The sequence below is a fragment of the Clostridiales bacterium FE2011 genome (assembly GCA_017569305.1).
GTDB lineage: Bacteria > Bacillota > Clostridia > Christensenellales > Aristaeellaceae > Aristaeella.
The window spans coordinates 1,333,055-1,348,449 of the sequence record CP069418.1 but is presented as its reverse complement, the minus strand read 5'-3'; the positions used below and the strand labels follow the sequence as shown (position 1 = coordinate 1,348,449).

The window sequence follows — 15,395 nt, the reverse complement described above, 5'->3', positions numbered from 1 at the left end:
GATACGATTACTGTCTGAAGGGAACCGGCAGGCGCTCCACAACGTTTCTATAGTAACAGAGAAGGTAACAGGGGAGTGTGAAGTATCATGGCACGGAAAATTGTCAGGGGCCTGCTGATTGCTTTCTGTATTCTCGCTCTTCTGATGGCTGCTTTGTGGATCTGGACGGAAGAAACACCTGATCCGCTGACTGCATGTTATGGCAGTAAGGAATATGATATCGACCGGCTGGAGATCACTCCCTTTTTGCAAGGACAGTTGAACGACCCTGTACGGGTTACAGAAGACCGGACGATGATTGAAGAATATAAGAAGGCTTACGCCTGGAAAAACAGTAATGCCATATGCTGCGATGAAGATACTACTTATATCTTTACTGAATATGATGACGGGAAAGTGATAAGGAGGGAGTCCTATCAATCACTGCTGTTTTCCCAGTATCACAATATCGGATTCCGTTGGAAACAGTTCTGCCTGATTCATCAGATTGAGCCGCTGTATATATGGGGAGGCCTGATCTGTATCGGTCTGGTAATGGCGCTCTTCTATATCAGAAAGCATCAGAGGAAAACAGTTCCTGAAAATGAGGGAATGAACATGACAAAAAGGGCAAAATTCCTGAAAGAACTTCGAACAGACGCCTGGCTTGTTTTCTGGGGATTTGCGATGATCGTCATCACCGTGTGTGCGGGCGTGCATTTGTGTGGCGACATTGAACATTTCTGCAGAGAACCAGAAATAACGACCTGGGAAACGGATCCTTTTCTGCTGGAGGCACAGGACGGGGTTATTTGCGTAGGACTATTCGGCATCCTGGCCCAGCTGGTACTTGTCGGCCCACGGGCAATCAGAAAAGTAGCCAAGACTGCATGCGTAATGACCGTTATAGCCGCGGTTCTGTCGATTATTATTTCCTATCGGGTAATAAACCTGCCGCTGCCCTGGGGTGAAGGGATTCATGAAGCGACAAGAGATTCCAATATGTTCCTGGGCTTTGGCCTGAAAGCGGTCGGTATATGTGCCGTAAGCCTGGCACTGTATCTGGTTATCAGGAGAATACAGGGAAAGCGCGCGCTGACGACAGGAGAGAACGCATGATGGAGGTAACAGCATTCCGGGAAAGGTTTCGGAACGGTAGGCTTGTTTTCTGGTGGATTGCATTCGTTTTATCGGGAACGCTTTCGTGCGTCATGTTTCTCCTGTTTATCGCATTCGTCAGTGAGAGGCCGGGTATGACGACATGGGACATTGATCCCTTTATTCTTGATGCCCAGATTGGGGTTTGCTGTGTAATAATGTTCGCGGTTACCACAATACTGGCAATCCTGAGATATCCCCAAATGAAAAGAACAGCACAAGCAGGTATTGCCGCGACGGGCTTTACCGCGGTACTGGCGATTATCGTGTCATACTGTGTCATCTATCTGCCGTCGCCTTATATAAACCAGGTTGATTACAATGAACCCACAAAAGATCCATATGTATTTTTTGCACTGATCATGGGAGCTGTTGTTCCGTGGGCTGTGTGCCTGGTCTTCTATTCGGCGATCAGAAGAATCCGGGAAAAGCGTGGTGTAAAGTGTTCCAATGAACGATAAGAAAAAAGGACTGCTCAGGTGAGCAGTCCTTCTTTATATCTGGGAAAGATTACTTGCCGGTGAGCTGGATGAACAGCGCTGCCAGTTCGGCGCGGGTGACAGCCACATCGGGCGTCTCCGTGGCACCGGGAACACCCAGGGCGGCCAGGATGCCGCCGAGGAAGCCCTCATTCACTTCTGCGTTCAGGTCCTGATCCGCGGGGATCAGGCCGTTGGCGCTCAGGGCTGCCTTGCAGGCTTCCGGATCATTGGTTCCGCCGCCGATCAGCATATACAGTCCGCCGAGGAAATCGCCTGCAGTGGCGGGTTCATCCGGCGCGAAGAGGCCTTCTTCCTTCGGCTGCATCAGGCCGGCTGCAAAGGCGGTATAGACGGCATCATGATATTCACTGTCTTCCGCCACGTCGGAGAAGGAAACCTTGGACAGGTCTTCCGTATGGAAGGGATTCAGGATCGTGTCATACAGATCGCTGTTGGCCTGCAGGGCACCGATGGGGCCGGCAGTACCGCGGGCACCTTTTTCTACCAGCAGGGCATAGACGGCCGCCGCGTTTTTCACGGTTTCAGGCGTCACGCTCTTATAGGCGCGCATCTTCTGCAGCGTTTCGTCCTCGGGACGGCCATTCAGGACTGCGTTGATCTTAAGGATGGCTTCTGTCAGTTCGCCGGCAGGCGTCGCGATGGATGAATACTGGCGCATGATATAGCCGTTGATCTGGTCCTGGGTCAGTTCCATGTTGGCCAGCTTTTCCGGGATGGAATCATACAGGTCAAAGGTGGCCTTCACGTTGGGATCCCGGTAGGAGTAGATCATCAGGCCGAGGTCGCCGTTTGTGCCGCAGGAGGCACCGTAGGCGCCCATCTGGTCCCGCAGGATGGGAATCAGCACCTGGTCGGTGATGATCGAGCCGATGACGTCAAAGGTGTAATCCGGTTCAATGCCGAGCTCCCGGAAGGAAGCAGTCAGGCAGTTGTACTGGATGTTGCCGTCCACGGAAAGGCCTTCCTTCCTGTCGGCTGCCGGCACGTCATAGGCGGGATACTCCCGCTTTTCATTGGGGAGCTCCGCGAAGAAAGCATCCACCAGGGGCGCGTTGAGCGCAATGGAGTTCTCATTGCCGGCATAGATGGCCATGGCTCCGCTGCGGTTGGCCAGGAAAGACTGGATCGCCTGCAGGCGGGTAACAACCGCTTCCGGATCCGCTGCCATCTGCTGCTCCACGTTTTCCAGGAAGGTGTAATAAGGGGTGAAGCTCAGGTAGTCCTGCACCCTGGACTGGGGATCGTCAAGCCCGGCCTGGCGGGCTAAAACCACCGTATAGGGGGCAGCGGAAATGATGCTGCGGGCAGTGGATTTCAGGGCTGAGATCTTTTCGGCAAGCGTCGGGATGTCTGTAAACTGCGTATGGAACAGGATTTCCTGTTCGAGGTCATAGGCAGCCGGCAGGTCCCTGTCCAGGGCGACCCACTCGGCCGCCAGGTAGGCGGTAACGTCGTTCTTGTCAGCCGTATCGAAAGTTTGGATTTTGTAGCTTCCGCCCGTCAGGTAACGGCCCATGAGCAGGGCAAGCTCTTCCTTGGTATGGGCGTCAGTATCCAGCTGACCCAGCAGCTGGGAGAAAAGGCGCGCATACTGCAGGTCTTCCTGGGAAAGACCGCGGGCGTCCAGGAACAGGTCGATCAGTCCGATTTCATCCACGTTGGCTGTCATGTTCAGACGGCGGACGCCGTCGGCGCCGGTTTCATCCGTATACGGAATCTCACGGACTTCTTCGGGAAGGTCAGCCACGGTGACAGCCGTCAGGGAGGCGACCATTTCAGTGGTGTCTTCCTCTTCGGGCTTCGCATTGGTGGCATCGATGACGGCCTGCTTTTCCTCTTCCGTCATGCCGGCCTTGATCTCTGCCAGCTTTTCAGCCAGGGCAGCTTCCTGCTGTTCCTTCAGGCCGGGTTCCGGATAGGTGGTGGTCAGGGTATACAGCGCCGGATCCACCAGCCATTTTTCAATAGCGCCGGTGAGGAGACCTTTTTCATTTTCCTCCCGGATATGGGTCTGGGCTTCCATGTTTTCGCAGTATTCAAAGGGATTGCCGGTCAGGGCATAGCCGTCGGAAAGCTTGGCGACAACGCCTATGATCGGGCTGCCGCCTTCCGTTGCCAGCTTATTGGTCAGCTCCTGGCGGGTTGCGGTCGCGTCCACCTGCACAGGATCAAAACCGTCCTGCACAATCTGCTTCAGGGAGTCGTTGACGATTTGGCGGAAGGTTTCCGCGTCATTCGCGTTGACATTGTCTGCTGCAAAGAGCAAAGCGTCATCGGGTCCGACGGAGTCACGGGAGCAGGTGAAGCTTCCGGCAGGGAAGGCTTTTTTCAGGTTTTCAATCAGGAGAGAACCGGTGGTGGCCAGCATGAGATCCGCATGATCCACGATCCGCTGTTCTTCCTTGTTTTCCCTCAGGCCGGGGCAGAGGATATAGTAATATACGGAAGACTGATTGGTGGTATCCGTACCTTCTGCCACCGCATAGGGAACGCTGGTGACCACAGGCTCCGTGATCCGGGTATAGCCGCTGTCGGTGAAGGTGAAGTCCTGCTTTTCATAGGGAGCGAAGGCTTCATTCAGCAGCTTCAGGAAAGCGGTGTAATCCTCATAGGAGCCGTACAGGTAAGCGAGACAGTTGGACGGATGATAGAACCGGTTGTGGTATTCCTTCAGGGAATCCCAGGTCATATCCGGAATGTATTTGGGAATGCCGCCGGAGTTAAAAGCCGCCACGGAACCGGGGAAGGTGGCAGCCCTTGCGTTGTCACGGGCGCTTCTCTGCAGCGTGAGGGCACCGGTCATTTCACTGTACACGGTACCGTTCAGCGTCAGGGGACTTTCCATATCCGCCATTTCATACCGCCAGGATTCCGTGCGGTAGATGCTTTCATCCGTCATGATCATCGGATGCAGGCAGGAGTCTGTATAAAGATCTGCCATGGCAAGCAGCTGCTTTTCGGAAAGGGAACCCACCGGATAACAGGTCACATAGTCGTCGGTATAAGCGTTCACAAAGGTGGTATAGGACTGATAAAGAAGATTGAAAAACAGGGCTTTGCTGGGATACTTCTCTGAGCCCGACAGGGTGCTGTGTTCAAACACATGGGGCAGGCCGGTGTTGTCAATCGGCCGGGTCAGGAAGGACAGCTGGAAGGCGCGGTTGGTATCTTCATTGGCAATGTAAAGAAGCTTCGCGCCTGTCTTCTGGTGCTCAAAGGACACCAGGGTCGCGCCGACCAGGTCAAAGGGACGAAGCTCCTTGACTTCGAAGCCTTCGACCACGTCGCCCACGGCCGGCAGGCCGGCCGCTTCGGCAGCGCCTGACGGAGCCGGTTCCGCCAGGGCGGGCAGTGTGCTGACTACCAGCGCCAGCACAAGGAACAGGGACAGTATTCGTTTCATCTTTCTTCCTCCGTTTTGTTTTTCCGTTTTCCCGGATGCGGGAAAAACGGTTATACGAAGACAGCCGATCTCCATCCGGCCGGATTGCCGGACAGGAAACCAGATATCGACGAATCATTCATTGGTTTTTCGGGAAGATATGTCAGGGCAAGTCTTCTCGAATATTTATCGGAACCCCGCAGCACATTCAGGATGTCATCCTGAGCAAGCAAAGCGCGTCGAAGGATCCCTTACTACGTCCGAAGGACGCATGTGACAGAGGGACAGACCAACTGTCACGTTCCTTTGGAATGATGACAGTTGGTCTGTCCCTGCTGTCACATCCCGTTTCCACGTTCCGCAGCCTCCACGCTGTCATCCTGAGCAAGGGCGCTTGCGCCCGCGTCGAAGGATCTCCCAGCCTGTATGTAATCGGGAACCTGATCGGAACCTCACGATGTCCAGTATAGTGTGTCATCCCGAGCAAGCAAAGCGCGTCGAAGGATCCCTTACTACGTCCGAAGGATGAATGTGACAGAGGGACAGACCAACTGTCACGTTCCTTTGGAATGATGACAGTTGGTCTGTCCCTGCTGTCACATCCCGTTTCCATGCTCCGCAGCCTCCACGCTGTCATCCTGAGCGCAGCGCAGCGGAGTCGAAGGATCTCCCAGCCTGTATGTAATCGGGAACCTAATCGGAACCTCACGATGTCCAGTATAGTGTGTCATCCCGAGCAATGCAAAGCAGTGTCGAAGAGAACCCATTAATTCTGCATGCGGTATTCTCCATTATTCATTTCGTACTCTTCCCCAATACTGTTGCCTCTCTGCTTCAGTTCCCACATCACCCCTTCAATCTTATCGATCAGGGCGTCAATCCGGGCACGGCCGTCGTTGATTTTCTGCTGCACCAGCAGATCACTGAAGAAGTTGTCGCAGAAAATATCCAGCATGGTGACCAGCGATCCGGTATCGACCTGCAGGCCTTCGCCGTCTACATCCCGCAGCTCCTTCGCGAAGCGGCGCAGGTCCCGGTTGGCCTGATCCATCCATTCATTGGCCTGGTCGATTTTGCTGTGCTTGATCATGCTGGAGATCACGCCGCCGCCGAGCATGTCATAGATGCCCCAGTTCCGGGCGGAGTTCAGCTGGCTCTTGGCTTCCCGCAGGCTGTCCAGGGCTTGTTCACCGGCGCGGATGGCTTCGTTGATCTCCCGGATTTCCGCGTTGGGATCTGTGTTCCGGGGCTCTGCATAAGACAGGTTCCGGGTCGGGTATACGGGTTCCCGGGGCTCAAACCGGGCCTCTTCCTCATAATCATCGTCATAGTCTTCATTGCGGTTGCTGCGGTTTTTCCGGTACAGGGCGAGACCAATACCAATACCAATAATGACGGCTAAGAATTCCATTTCCGTATCCTCCTTGGGGAGAAGTGCCTCCCGATGCTCATATCCTAACTGACAGCCGAAGCAGAAAACAGATCGAATCAGGATAAATAAACCCGTCTATTTTTCCATGTGCCGGCCAGGAAGAGGGGCGCATGCAGGCTGGATGTTTTGATATTCAATGCCTGTGGGGCGCAAACGTGTATTTACAATTTGCGATCTTTTTTATAAAAATAAACAATATATTTTTTTCATCTGAAGGGGGATGAGTTACGGAGAATAAAGCAATACACTCCCTTGACAGCGCCGTTTTCGGGAATATAATAAGTGCCGAACAAAGGAACAGCGATCTAATAAACCACCGTCCCTGTGCTCGAGGAGACATCACCAACGGATGGGCGGCAGATCGCTGGATCAGACAGAACGGCATCACGGCTCATCATGGATACATGGTGGGCCTTTTCATATGAAAGGATGCGATCAATACTTATGCAAACGCTTCTGCTGATTGCGGTTGCCCTGTTCTCCGGACTATTGATGACCCGTCTGTTTGATAAGTTTCACCTGCCGGATGTTACCGCCTACCTGGTGACCGGCGTGCTGATCGGCCCCTGCGTCCTGGGACGGCTGGGGGTTTCGTGCCTGGGTTTCAACACCTTTGAGCAGGTGGATTCCCTTTCGATGATTTCGGACGTGGCCCTGGGCTTCATTGCCTTTGCCATCGGCCATGAGTTCCGCCTTTCCGCCCTGAAGCAGACCGGGAAGCAGGCAACGGTGATCGGTATCATCCAGGCCTGCTTTGCCACCCTGTGCGTGGACGCGGCACTGATTGCCCTGCACTTTATCATGCCGGACCTGCTGCCGATGCCCGTGGCTGTAACCCTGGGCGCGATCGCGGCAGCTACCGCCCCGGCTGCCACCCTGATGGTGGTCCGCCAGTACAAGGCCAAGGGGCCGGTGACGGACGTGCTGCTGCCGGTGGTTGCCCTGGACGACGCGGTAGGCCTGGTGATCTTCGCCATCTCCTTCGGCATTGCCCAGTCCCTGAAAGACGGGGATACCAACCTGGCAGCCCTGATCCTGGAGCCGCTCATGGAGGTGTTCCTGTCCCTCGCCTTCGGCGGACTGGTGGGCCTGGTGCTGACCTGGCTGGAGCGGTTCTTCCACTCCCACCGGAACCGGAACGCCCTCATTGTCGGCAGCGTCATCCTGACGGTGGCCGTCAGCCAGCTGAAGATCCCGGTGGGTCCTTTCACCTTCGGATTCTCTTCCCTGCTGGTCTGCATGATGCTGGGCACCATTTTCTGCAACTTCTGCCCCCTCAGCGAGGACCTGATGCTGCAGGCGGACCGCTGGTCCGGCCCGGCCGTGACCCTGTTCTTTGTGCTCAGCGGCGCGGCGCTGAAGTTTGAGGTCTTCGGCGATCCCGCCGTGCTCCTGATCGGCGTGGTCTATATTGTTGCCCGGTCGCTGGGCAAATACCTGGGCGCCGGCCTGTCCTCCTCCATGGTTCACAGTCCCGAACCGGTCCGGAAATACCTGGGCATCACCCTGCTGCCCCAGGCCGGCGTGGCCCTGGGCATGTGCGCCACAGCCTACCGGGTGCTGGGCGGCACGGAGGGTACGCTGGTCCGGAATATTGTGCTTTTCTCCGTGCTGGTCTATGAACTGGTAGGCCCGAGCCTGACCAAGTGGGCCCTGACCAAAGCCGGGGATATCCGGAAAATGCCGGACGAGGTCGCTTCCCGCCGGGAAAAGGAACTGCAGGAGACCGCCAAACCGGTGCCTGCCGCCTTCCGGAAATAACCTGTGACAGCAAAAAAACCCGCCTTTCCTTCCGGAAGGCGGTTTTTTGACGGGATTGATTATACGCCGAAGAGGGGTGTGGAATAATACCGCTCGGCGGTGTCGGGAAGCACGGTGACCACGGTTTTGCCGGGCCCGAGTTTCTTGGCCAGCTTCAGGGCGGCGGCCACGTTGGTGCCGCTGGAGATACCGCAGACCAGGCCTTCTTCCCTGGCCAGGCGTCGGGCGGTTTCCAGGGCTTCCGCGTCGGTAACCACGTAGATATCGTCATAGATTTCCCGGTTCAGGATATCCGGGATGATGCCGTCGCCGATGCCCATCTGGATATGGGTGCCGATGGTGCCTCCGGCGAGAATGGCGGCGTTTTCCGGCTCCACCGCCCAGATCTCCATATCCGGATACTGGGCCTTCAGCACTTCGCCGATGCCGGTGAGGGTGCCGCCGGTGCCGATGCCGCTGCAGTAGCCGTGGATCGGTCCGGCCACCTGGGCCATGATCTCAAGGGCGGTATGCTTTTTGTGGGCCAGGGTGTTGTTCGGGTTTTCAAACTGCTGGGGAACGAAGACCTTCGGGTTCTTCGCCTTCATCTCCATGGCGCAGTTCAGGCATTCTTCCATGCACTTGCCGATGTCCCCGGCGTCATGGATCAGCTTGACTTCCGCTCCGTAATGGCGGATGAGCTTACGGCGCTCTTCGCTCACAGAGTCCGGCATGATGATGATCGTCCGGTAGCCCTTGACCGCGCCGACCAGCGCCAGGCCGATGCCCTGGTTGCCGCTGGTGGGCTCCACGATGATGCTGTCAGGGGAGAGCTTGCCTTCCTTTTCCGCCTGCTCGATCATATTCAGCGCGGTGCGGGTTTTGATGGAACCGCCCACATTCAGGGCCTCCACCTTGACCAGGATTTCGGCGCTGCCTTCCTCCGGCATCCGGTTCAGCCGGACCATGGGCGTGTTGCCCACCGCTTCAAGAATCGTATTATATACCATAACCGTTCCACCTCCGGGAATTATCCTGTAACATGCAGGGTTTATTATATCGAAATCAGAGTGCTTTGTATACAGGATCATTCGTGGTATACTCTTTTAGAACAAACTGAGGAGGCTCCCTATCCATGACAGAAAAAACAATACTGCGAGGCAGGAGGACTGTCCGAAGAATCGCAGTGCTGCTGACGGTGATTTTGATGACGTTTACCGGTTCCGGGCAGGCGGTGGTAAAGGAATCGGCAATGCTGGAGGCGGCGTTTGAACTGCTGGAAGAGGCGAATCCTTTTGTTGCCCGGTATGAACAACTGACGGGACGGGTGATCAACACCCTGTACACCGACGGCGTTCCCTATTACTTCGGCGGACTGTCCGGGACCAAGTGGAACGGATATTTTTATATGTCCTATCCGAATTATCACGTGATCACCTGCGAGACCAAAACCGGATATTTCCAGCGGGGAAAAACGTATCTGTACGGCCTGGACTGCACCGGCTTTACCCGGCATGTGTTCAAAGCCTGCGGACGGGAGTCGCATCCGCCGCTGTCGGAAATCCTGAACAACTGGGACCAGCGGCCGTTCCATGTATTTGACAGCCGTGAAGGGTTTGAGGCGCCGCCCTATCCGGAACTGAAGAACACCCTGCAGGAGGGCGATCTGCTGGTCATCAAACACGAAAACTCCGAAACCCGGCATGTGATGATGTATATCGGAACCCTCCGGGATTACGGCTATAACACGACAGACGAACCGGAACTTGCCAGATGGCTGGATTACCCGCTGGTCATTCACTGCGGGCTCAGTCCCTTCTTCGGCGAGCGGTTTCAGCAGATCATCGATGAAAACCCGGATCTGTACGAAGGCTGCACAACAACGGACGGTGGCGTGGCCATCTCCATTGTGGGAGTGAACCCGGAAGACGCGCCGGTGCATGAGCATGTGCAGAAGACGGATTACGACTGGTTTGTAATGAACGACGGCGGATATGTGCTGTCGGTGGTAAACCTGAGCGACGTGAAGACTTATGCGTGGTACAGAAGCAATTAACAATTCTGCGATCGCCGTTACCAAAGTGCCTATGGCACTTTGACGGCTGTAGCATGGCAGTTGTTACCCAAATCAGAGATTTGGACAACTGCTCAACAATTCAGAATTAATGGGATCCAGACGCATGGGATTATTCGCAGCGAAAAGGTGTCATCCTGAGCAAGCAAAGCGCGTCGAAGGACGAATGTGACAGAGGGACAGACCAACTGTCACGTTCCTTTGGAATGATGACAGTTGGTCTGTCCCTGCTGTCACATCCCGTTTCCACGCTCCGCAGCCTCCACGCTGCCTTCCGGACGAGGAACCGCCCCCTGTCCGGAAAAGTGAAGAGTGTAGAGTTGTTGCGACGGTGACTGTTGTCACCGCGCCAACTGTATGGTATGATACAGACAACAAAAGGAAAGGAAGGGACGTTCATGCCCGCGAAGAAAGAAACCGTCAAAAAAGAAGCTCCCAAGACTGAAGCTGAAAAGAAGACCGTGAAGAAAGCCGCGGCAAAGGCCGCTCCCAAGGCTGCCGTGAAGGCCGCCAAGACCGCCGTGAAGGCTGCGGAGAAGGCTGTAAAGGCCGCTGCTCCCGCCAAGAAGGCTCCTGCGAAGAAGGCTCCCGCGAAGAAAACCGCGCCTGCCAAGAAGGCCGCAAAGACTCCCGAAGTGATCATCCAGTCTCCTCTGGGCGGCATTATCACCCCCGAAGAGATCCTGAAGAAGGTCGGCAAGGTGGACAAGGTGTACGTCCGCGTGGACCAGAACAAAGCCCACTGGGTCCGTGGAGACGAAGTCGGCAGCGTTGATCTGTGGGACTAAGACATTCAAACGACTGGCAAATGCCGCCGGAGTGAATACTCCGGCGGTATTTATATGGGCAGAAGGAACGAGAGAAAGACAGGATGCGGCGTCCGGGAGAATTGTGCACCGGCATTTCACAATGTATAATATAATAGCAATGATAGTGGCATCGCAAAGCGATGCCAAATGCATAATGCAGAATGCAGAATGCAGAATGATATAGTGTTTCCGCCTGTCACTTTGAAAACGGTGTAGTTCCGATTGGGTTCCCGAACGTGGACGGGCTGGGAGATTTCTCCACGCAGAATCCTACCGGATTCTTTGGTCGAAATGACAATGTGGAGGCAGTGGTTTAGCCATTGCGCTTGGATTCCAATAATTCTGAATTATGAATTATGAATTCTGAATTCTGAATTGAAGATTACGAGAGGACGCTGAGCTATGAGAATACTGGACACGGTCCGGAGTACGGATTTAAGTCTTTCTTTCGAGGTGTTTCCGCCGAAGACGGACGCGACCTTTGAGGAAGTGCTGAAGGCGACGGAGGAAATTGCGGCGCTGAAGCCCTCCTTTATCTCCGTGACCTACGGCGCGGGCGGCAAGGGCGGCAAATACACCCTGGAAATTGCCCGGACGCTGCAGAACACGGACGGGGTGGAAACCCTGGCCCACCTGACCTGCGTCGGCGCGGGAAAGGAAGACATCAGCTCCTACCTGCAGACCCTGAAGGCTGCCGGCATCCGGAACATCATGGCGCTGCGCGGCGACCTGCCGGAAGGCATGACGCCGGAGGACATGAAGAACAGTCCCTATCCCCATGCTTCCGACCTGATCCGGGAAATCCGGAAGGCCGGGGACTTCTGCATCGGCGCGGCCTGCTATCCGGAAGTGCATCCTGAAAGCAGCGTGCAGGCGGAGGATCTCCGCTACCTGAAGGAAAAGGTGGACGCGGGCGCAGACTTCCTGACCACCCAGATGTTCTTTGACAATAACCTTTTGTATAACTTCCTGTACAAGCTGCGGGAGACGGGCGTGACGGTGCCGGTGGTGCCGGGTATCATGCCGATTACCAAAGCCAACCAGGTGAAGCGTGCCCTGAAGCTGTCCGGCAGCTTTATGCCCCGGCGGTTTACCAGCCTGGTGGATAAATTCGGCTCTTCCCCCGAAGCCATGCAGCGGGCAGGCATCATCTATGCCTGTGACCAGATTATTGACCTGTATGCCAACGGCATCCGGCACGTGCATGTGTACACAATGAACAAGCCGGATGTGGCGGCGGCCATCCAGAGCCACCTGAGCGGCATGCTGGGGAGGACCTTCTGATGAAGGAAGGACTGCGGCTGGCCGAACTGGGGGAAATCCCCTTTGATGAAAAAGAAATCCTGCGTTACGCGATGCTGCCCTCCTTCGCGCCGGCTCCGGAAGAGCTGCCGATGAAGGAATGCCTGGCGGCGGCCAAAGGCGCGGTGCAGTGCCGGGCGGTCTGGTGCCGGTATCCCCTGAAGCGGGATGGGGAGGAACTGGACCTGGGCTTTGCCCGGACAACCTCCCGGGGGCTGAAAGAGCACCTGGAGGGCTGTGACGAGATAATCCTGTTTGCCTGCACGGCAGGCGCGGAAATGGACCGCCGGATTGCCCGGGCAAAGCTGCAGTCCCCGGCCAAGGGACTGCTGATGCACGCCATCGGGGCACAGCAGGTGGAAGGCGGCTGCGACCGGCTGTGCAGGCAGCTGGCAGAGCAGTTTCCGGACAAGCAGCTGACAGACCGGTATTCCCCGGGATACGGGGATTTGCCGCTGGAAATGCAGCGGGACGTAATGACTGCCCTGGACTGCGGGCGGACGGTGGGGATCACCCTGACGGACAGCCTGCTGATGACGCCGAGCAAGAGCGTGACGGCAATCATCGGAATGAAAGAGAGAAAGCCTGAATGAAACTGAAGGAATTGCTGCAAAAGGGCCCGTTCTTCCTGGACGGCGGCATGGGAACGCTGCTGCAGGAAAGGGGACTGAAGCCGGGTGAAGCGCCGGAGAAGTGGGGCATGACCCATCCGGACGTGATCACCGATATCCAGCGGAGCTACTACGAGGCGGGCACCGACATGGTGCTGACCAACACCTTTGGCGTGCATCCGCTGCGCTACAGCCTTTCCGAATGTGAAGAGATGGTCCGGACGGCCATCGGCTGCGCGGACAAGGCCCGGAAAGCCATCGCCGACGGGAAGGAACGGTTTGTCGCCCTGGATATCGGCCCCTGCGGAAGACTGCTGAAGCCGCTGGGGAGCCTGGACTTTGAGGAAGCGGTACAGGGCTTTGCGGAAGTGGTGCGCCTGGGCGTCAAATACGGGGCGGACTGCGTGTTTATTGAAACCATGAATGACGGGGCGGAAGCCCGGGCGGCCTTGCTGGCGGCGAAGGAAAACAGTGACCTGCCGGTGCTGGTTTCCTGTGCCTATGGCGCGGACGGAAAGCTGATGACCGGCGGTACGCCGGAATCGGTTGTGGCTATGCTGGAGAGCCTGGGCGCGGACGCCGTGGGCGTCAACTGCTCCCTGGGACCGGACGCGCTGGCGCCGATTGTGGAACGCTACCTGGCGGCGGCTTCAATCCCGGTGCTGATGAAGCCCAATGCCGGCCTGCCCCAGGAAAAGGACGGAAAGACGGTTTACAACGTGGGACCGGAGGAATTCTCCGCCGATATCGTCCCGCTGATCGAAAAAGGCCTGCGGATCATCGGCGGCTGCTGCGGCACGACGCCGGACTTCATCCGGGCGGTGAAGAACGCTTCGGCTGGCAGGGTTCCGCCGGCAGTGGAAAAGAAAGAAAAGACGATTATTGCTTCCCGGGGGCACGCCATTGAACTGGGGAAGGATCCGGTGATCATCGGCGAGCGGATCAATCCCACGGGCAAGAAGCGGCTGCGCAAAGCCCTGGAAGAGGGCGACATGGCCTATGTGCTGAACGAGGCCATTGTGCAGGAAGAACACGGGGCGGAAGTGCTGGACGTCAACGTAGGCACACCGGGTGTGGATGAGCCGGCCCTGCTGGAACAGGCGGTGCAGGAGCTGCAGGCAGTGACCGACCTGCCGCTGCAGCTGGACACCTCCGACCCGGAAGCGATGCGGCGCGCGCTGCGCGTATATAACGGCAAAGCCCTGATCAACTCTGTGAACGGCAAGCAGGAAGTCATGGACGCCATCTTCCCGCTGGTGAAGAAATACGGCGGGGCGGTGGTTGCCCTGACGCTGGATGAGGACGGGATTCCCGGCACGGCGGAAGGCCGGCTGGCCATTGCCGAAAAGATCCTGAAGGAAGCCGCGAAATACGGCATCGGCCCGAAGGATATCCTGTTTGATACCCTGACCATGACGGTCAGCACGGACGGGAACGCCGCGAAGGTGACCCTGGACGCGCTGAAAATGATCCGGGAAAAGACCGGGTGCGGAACAGTGCTGGGCGTGAGCAACGTCTCCTTCGGCCTGCCGGTGCGGGAGGTGCTGGGAAGCGTCTTCCTGACGCTGGCACTGGAGAGAGGGCTGTCCGGCGCGATCATGAACCCGCTGAATGAGCGGATGATGGGCGCGATGATCAGTTTCCGGACCCTGACGGGCCGGGACGAAAACTGCGCTGCTTATATCCAGTATGCCAACGATCTGCCCGCCATGCAGGCAGTGACGCCGGCGGCAGGAGCAACCGGCGGCGCGAAGGAAACCGAAGCGAAGGGCCTGCGCCGCGCGGTGGTGAAGGGCCTGTGCAAGGAAGCGGCCAACCTGACCCGGACAGCCCTGGAAGAAGGACGGGACAGCCTGGACCTGGTGAAGGAAGAGATTATCCCGGCCCTGGACGAGGTGGGCCAGGGCTTTGAAGCCAAGAAGATTTTCCTGCCCCAGCTGATGATGAGCGCGGAAGCCGCGGAGGCGGCCGTGGCGGAAATCAAGAAGAAGGCGGCAAACCAGGACGCGCAGGCCTCCAAGGGGATCGTGGTGCTGGCTACCGTGAAGGGCGATATCCACGACATCGGCAAGAATATTGTGAAGCTGCTGCTGGAGAACTACGGATTTACTGTGGCGGACCTGGGCAAGGACGTGCCGCCGGAGACGGTGCTGGAGGCTGTGGAGCGCCTGCATGCACCGATCTGCGGCCTGAGCGCCCTGATGACCACCACGGTACCGGCCATGGCGGAAACCGTGAAGCTGGTGCATGAAAAGGCACCCTGGTGCAAGGTAATGGTCGGCGGCGCCGTGCTTACCGAGGAATATGCCCGGGAGATCGGCGCGGACGGATACGGAAAGGACGCGATGGCGTCCGTACGCCTGGCGGAACGCTATATGCAGGAGCAGGCGTGAACGACCGGAAGG

General features: G+C 56.9%; 11 protein-coding genes. 8 read left to right on the top strand and 3 right to left on the bottom strand.

Features of this window, described 5'->3' with window-relative positions; translation table 11 throughout:
- The first annotated feature begins 87 nt into the window (after nucleotides 1-87).
- Together JRC49_06265 and JRC49_06260 are read left to right on the top strand one after the other, a co-directional pair.
- Nucleotides 88-1,098, top strand: coding sequence for a hypothetical protein (locus tag JRC49_06265; GenBank protein QTE72413.1), 1,011 nt, complete (start codon nucleotides 88-90; stop codon nucleotides 1,096-1,098).
- Complete coding sequence (locus tag JRC49_06260; protein QTE72412.1) at nucleotides 1,095-1,598, top strand: hypothetical protein; 504 nt, start codon at nucleotides 1,095-1,097, stop codon at nucleotides 1,596-1,598. Before JRC49_06265 ends, JRC49_06260 begins: the two co-directional genes overlap by 4 nt.
- Nucleotides 1,599-1,647: 49 nt before the next feature.
- On the opposite strand, the gene JRC49_06255 is transcribed toward JRC49_06260, so the two are convergent.
- Nucleotides 1,648-5,043 carry an insulinase family protein gene (locus tag JRC49_06255; GenBank protein QTE72411.1) on the bottom strand — a complete coding sequence of 1,132 codons (3,396 nt, stop codon included), beginning with the start codon at nucleotides 5,041-5,043 and terminating at the stop codon, nucleotides 1,648-1,650.
- 745 nt (nucleotides 5,044-5,788) lie between these two features.
- On the bottom strand, nucleotides 5,789-6,433 hold the full coding sequence (locus tag JRC49_06250; protein ID QTE72410.1) for a hypothetical protein: 645 nt from the start codon (nucleotides 6,431-6,433) through the stop codon (nucleotides 5,789-5,791).
- A 450-nt stretch (nucleotides 6,434-6,883) separates the two neighbouring features.
- Between JRC49_06250 and JRC49_06245 the strand changes: the two genes are divergently transcribed.
- The gene (locus JRC49_06245; protein ID QTE72409.1) at nucleotides 6,884-8,215 is read left to right on the top strand and encodes a cation:proton antiporter; all 1,332 of its coding nucleotides are present in this window, start codon (nucleotides 6,884-6,886) and stop codon (nucleotides 8,213-8,215) included.
- A gap of 59 nt (nucleotides 8,216-8,274) precedes the next feature.
- Here JRC49_06245 and cysK read toward each other — a convergent pair whose 3' ends face one another.
- Entirely contained in the window at nucleotides 8,275-9,204 is a 930-nt protein-coding gene (cysK, locus tag JRC49_06240; GenBank protein QTE72408.1) for a cysteine synthase A, read from the bottom strand.
- Between the two features lie 125 nt (nucleotides 9,205-9,329).
- Between cysK and JRC49_06235 the strand changes: the two genes are divergently transcribed.
- From JRC49_06235 to JRC49_06215, 5 genes are all read left to right on the top strand, one after another.
- Nucleotides 9,330-10,250: a C40 family peptidase gene (locus JRC49_06235; protein QTE72407.1), complete on the top strand. Its 921-nt coding sequence runs from the start codon at nucleotides 9,330-9,332 to the stop codon at nucleotides 10,248-10,250.
- 416 nt (nucleotides 10,251-10,666) lie between these two features.
- Nucleotides 10,667-11,056 carry a hypothetical protein gene (locus tag JRC49_06230; protein ID QTE72406.1) on the top strand — a complete coding sequence of 130 codons (390 nt, stop codon included), beginning with the start codon at nucleotides 10,667-10,669 and terminating at the stop codon, nucleotides 11,054-11,056.
- 423 nt (nucleotides 11,057-11,479) lie between these two features.
- The gene (metF, locus tag JRC49_06225) at nucleotides 11,480-12,361 is read left to right on the top strand and encodes a methylenetetrahydrofolate reductase [NAD(P)H] (GenBank protein QTE72405.1); all 882 of its coding nucleotides are present in this window, start codon (nucleotides 11,480-11,482) and stop codon (nucleotides 12,359-12,361) included.
- Nucleotides 12,361-12,972 (top strand): Vitamin B12 dependent methionine synthase activation subunit, encoded by a 612-nt coding sequence (locus JRC49_06220; protein ID QTE72404.1) that lies wholly within the window; start codon nucleotides 12,361-12,363, stop codon nucleotides 12,970-12,972. The genes metF and JRC49_06220 overlap by 1 nt, the downstream gene beginning before the upstream one ends.
- On the top strand, nucleotides 12,969-15,383 hold the full coding sequence (locus tag JRC49_06215; GenBank protein ID QTE72403.1) for a homocysteine S-methyltransferase family protein: 2,415 nt from the start codon (nucleotides 12,969-12,971) through the stop codon (nucleotides 15,381-15,383). The genes JRC49_06220 and JRC49_06215 overlap by 4 nt, the downstream gene beginning before the upstream one ends.
- The last annotated feature ends 12 nt before the right edge of the window (nucleotides 15,384-15,395 follow it).

Bases quoted from the DNA above. Each gene is read 5' to 3' on its own strand.
- JRC49_06235 (QTE72407.1), top strand. From the start codon at position 9,330: ATGACAGAAAAAACAATACTGCGAGGCAGGAGGACTGTCCGAAGAATC.
- cysK (QTE72408.1), bottom strand. From the start codon at position 9,204: ATGGTATATAATACGATTCTTGAAGCGGTGGGCAACACGCCCATGGTC.
- JRC49_06260 (QTE72412.1), top strand. From the start codon at position 1,095: ATGATGGAGGTAACAGCATTCCGGGAAAGGTTTCGGAACGGTAGGCTT.
- JRC49_06230 (QTE72406.1), top strand. From the start codon at position 10,667: ATGCCCGCGAAGAAAGAAACCGTCAAAAAAGAAGCTCCCAAGACTGAA.
- JRC49_06250 (QTE72410.1), bottom strand. From the start codon at position 6,433: ATGGAATTCTTAGCCGTCATTATTGGTATTGGTATTGGTCTCGCCCTG.
- JRC49_06215 (QTE72403.1), top strand. From the start codon at position 12,969: ATGAAACTGAAGGAATTGCTGCAAAAGGGCCCGTTCTTCCTGGACGGC.
- JRC49_06220 (QTE72404.1), top strand. From the start codon at position 12,361: ATGAAGGAAGGACTGCGGCTGGCCGAACTGGGGGAAATCCCCTTTGAT.
- JRC49_06245 (QTE72409.1), top strand. From the start codon at position 6,884: ATGCGATCAATACTTATGCAAACGCTTCTGCTGATTGCGGTTGCCCTG.
- metF (QTE72405.1), top strand. From the start codon at position 11,480: ATGAGAATACTGGACACGGTCCGGAGTACGGATTTAAGTCTTTCTTTC.
- JRC49_06265 (QTE72413.1), top strand. From the start codon at position 88: ATGGCACGGAAAATTGTCAGGGGCCTGCTGATTGCTTTCTGTATTCTC.
- JRC49_06255 (QTE72411.1), bottom strand. From the start codon at position 5,043: ATGAAACGAATACTGTCCCTGTTCCTTGTGCTGGCGCTGGTAGTCAGC.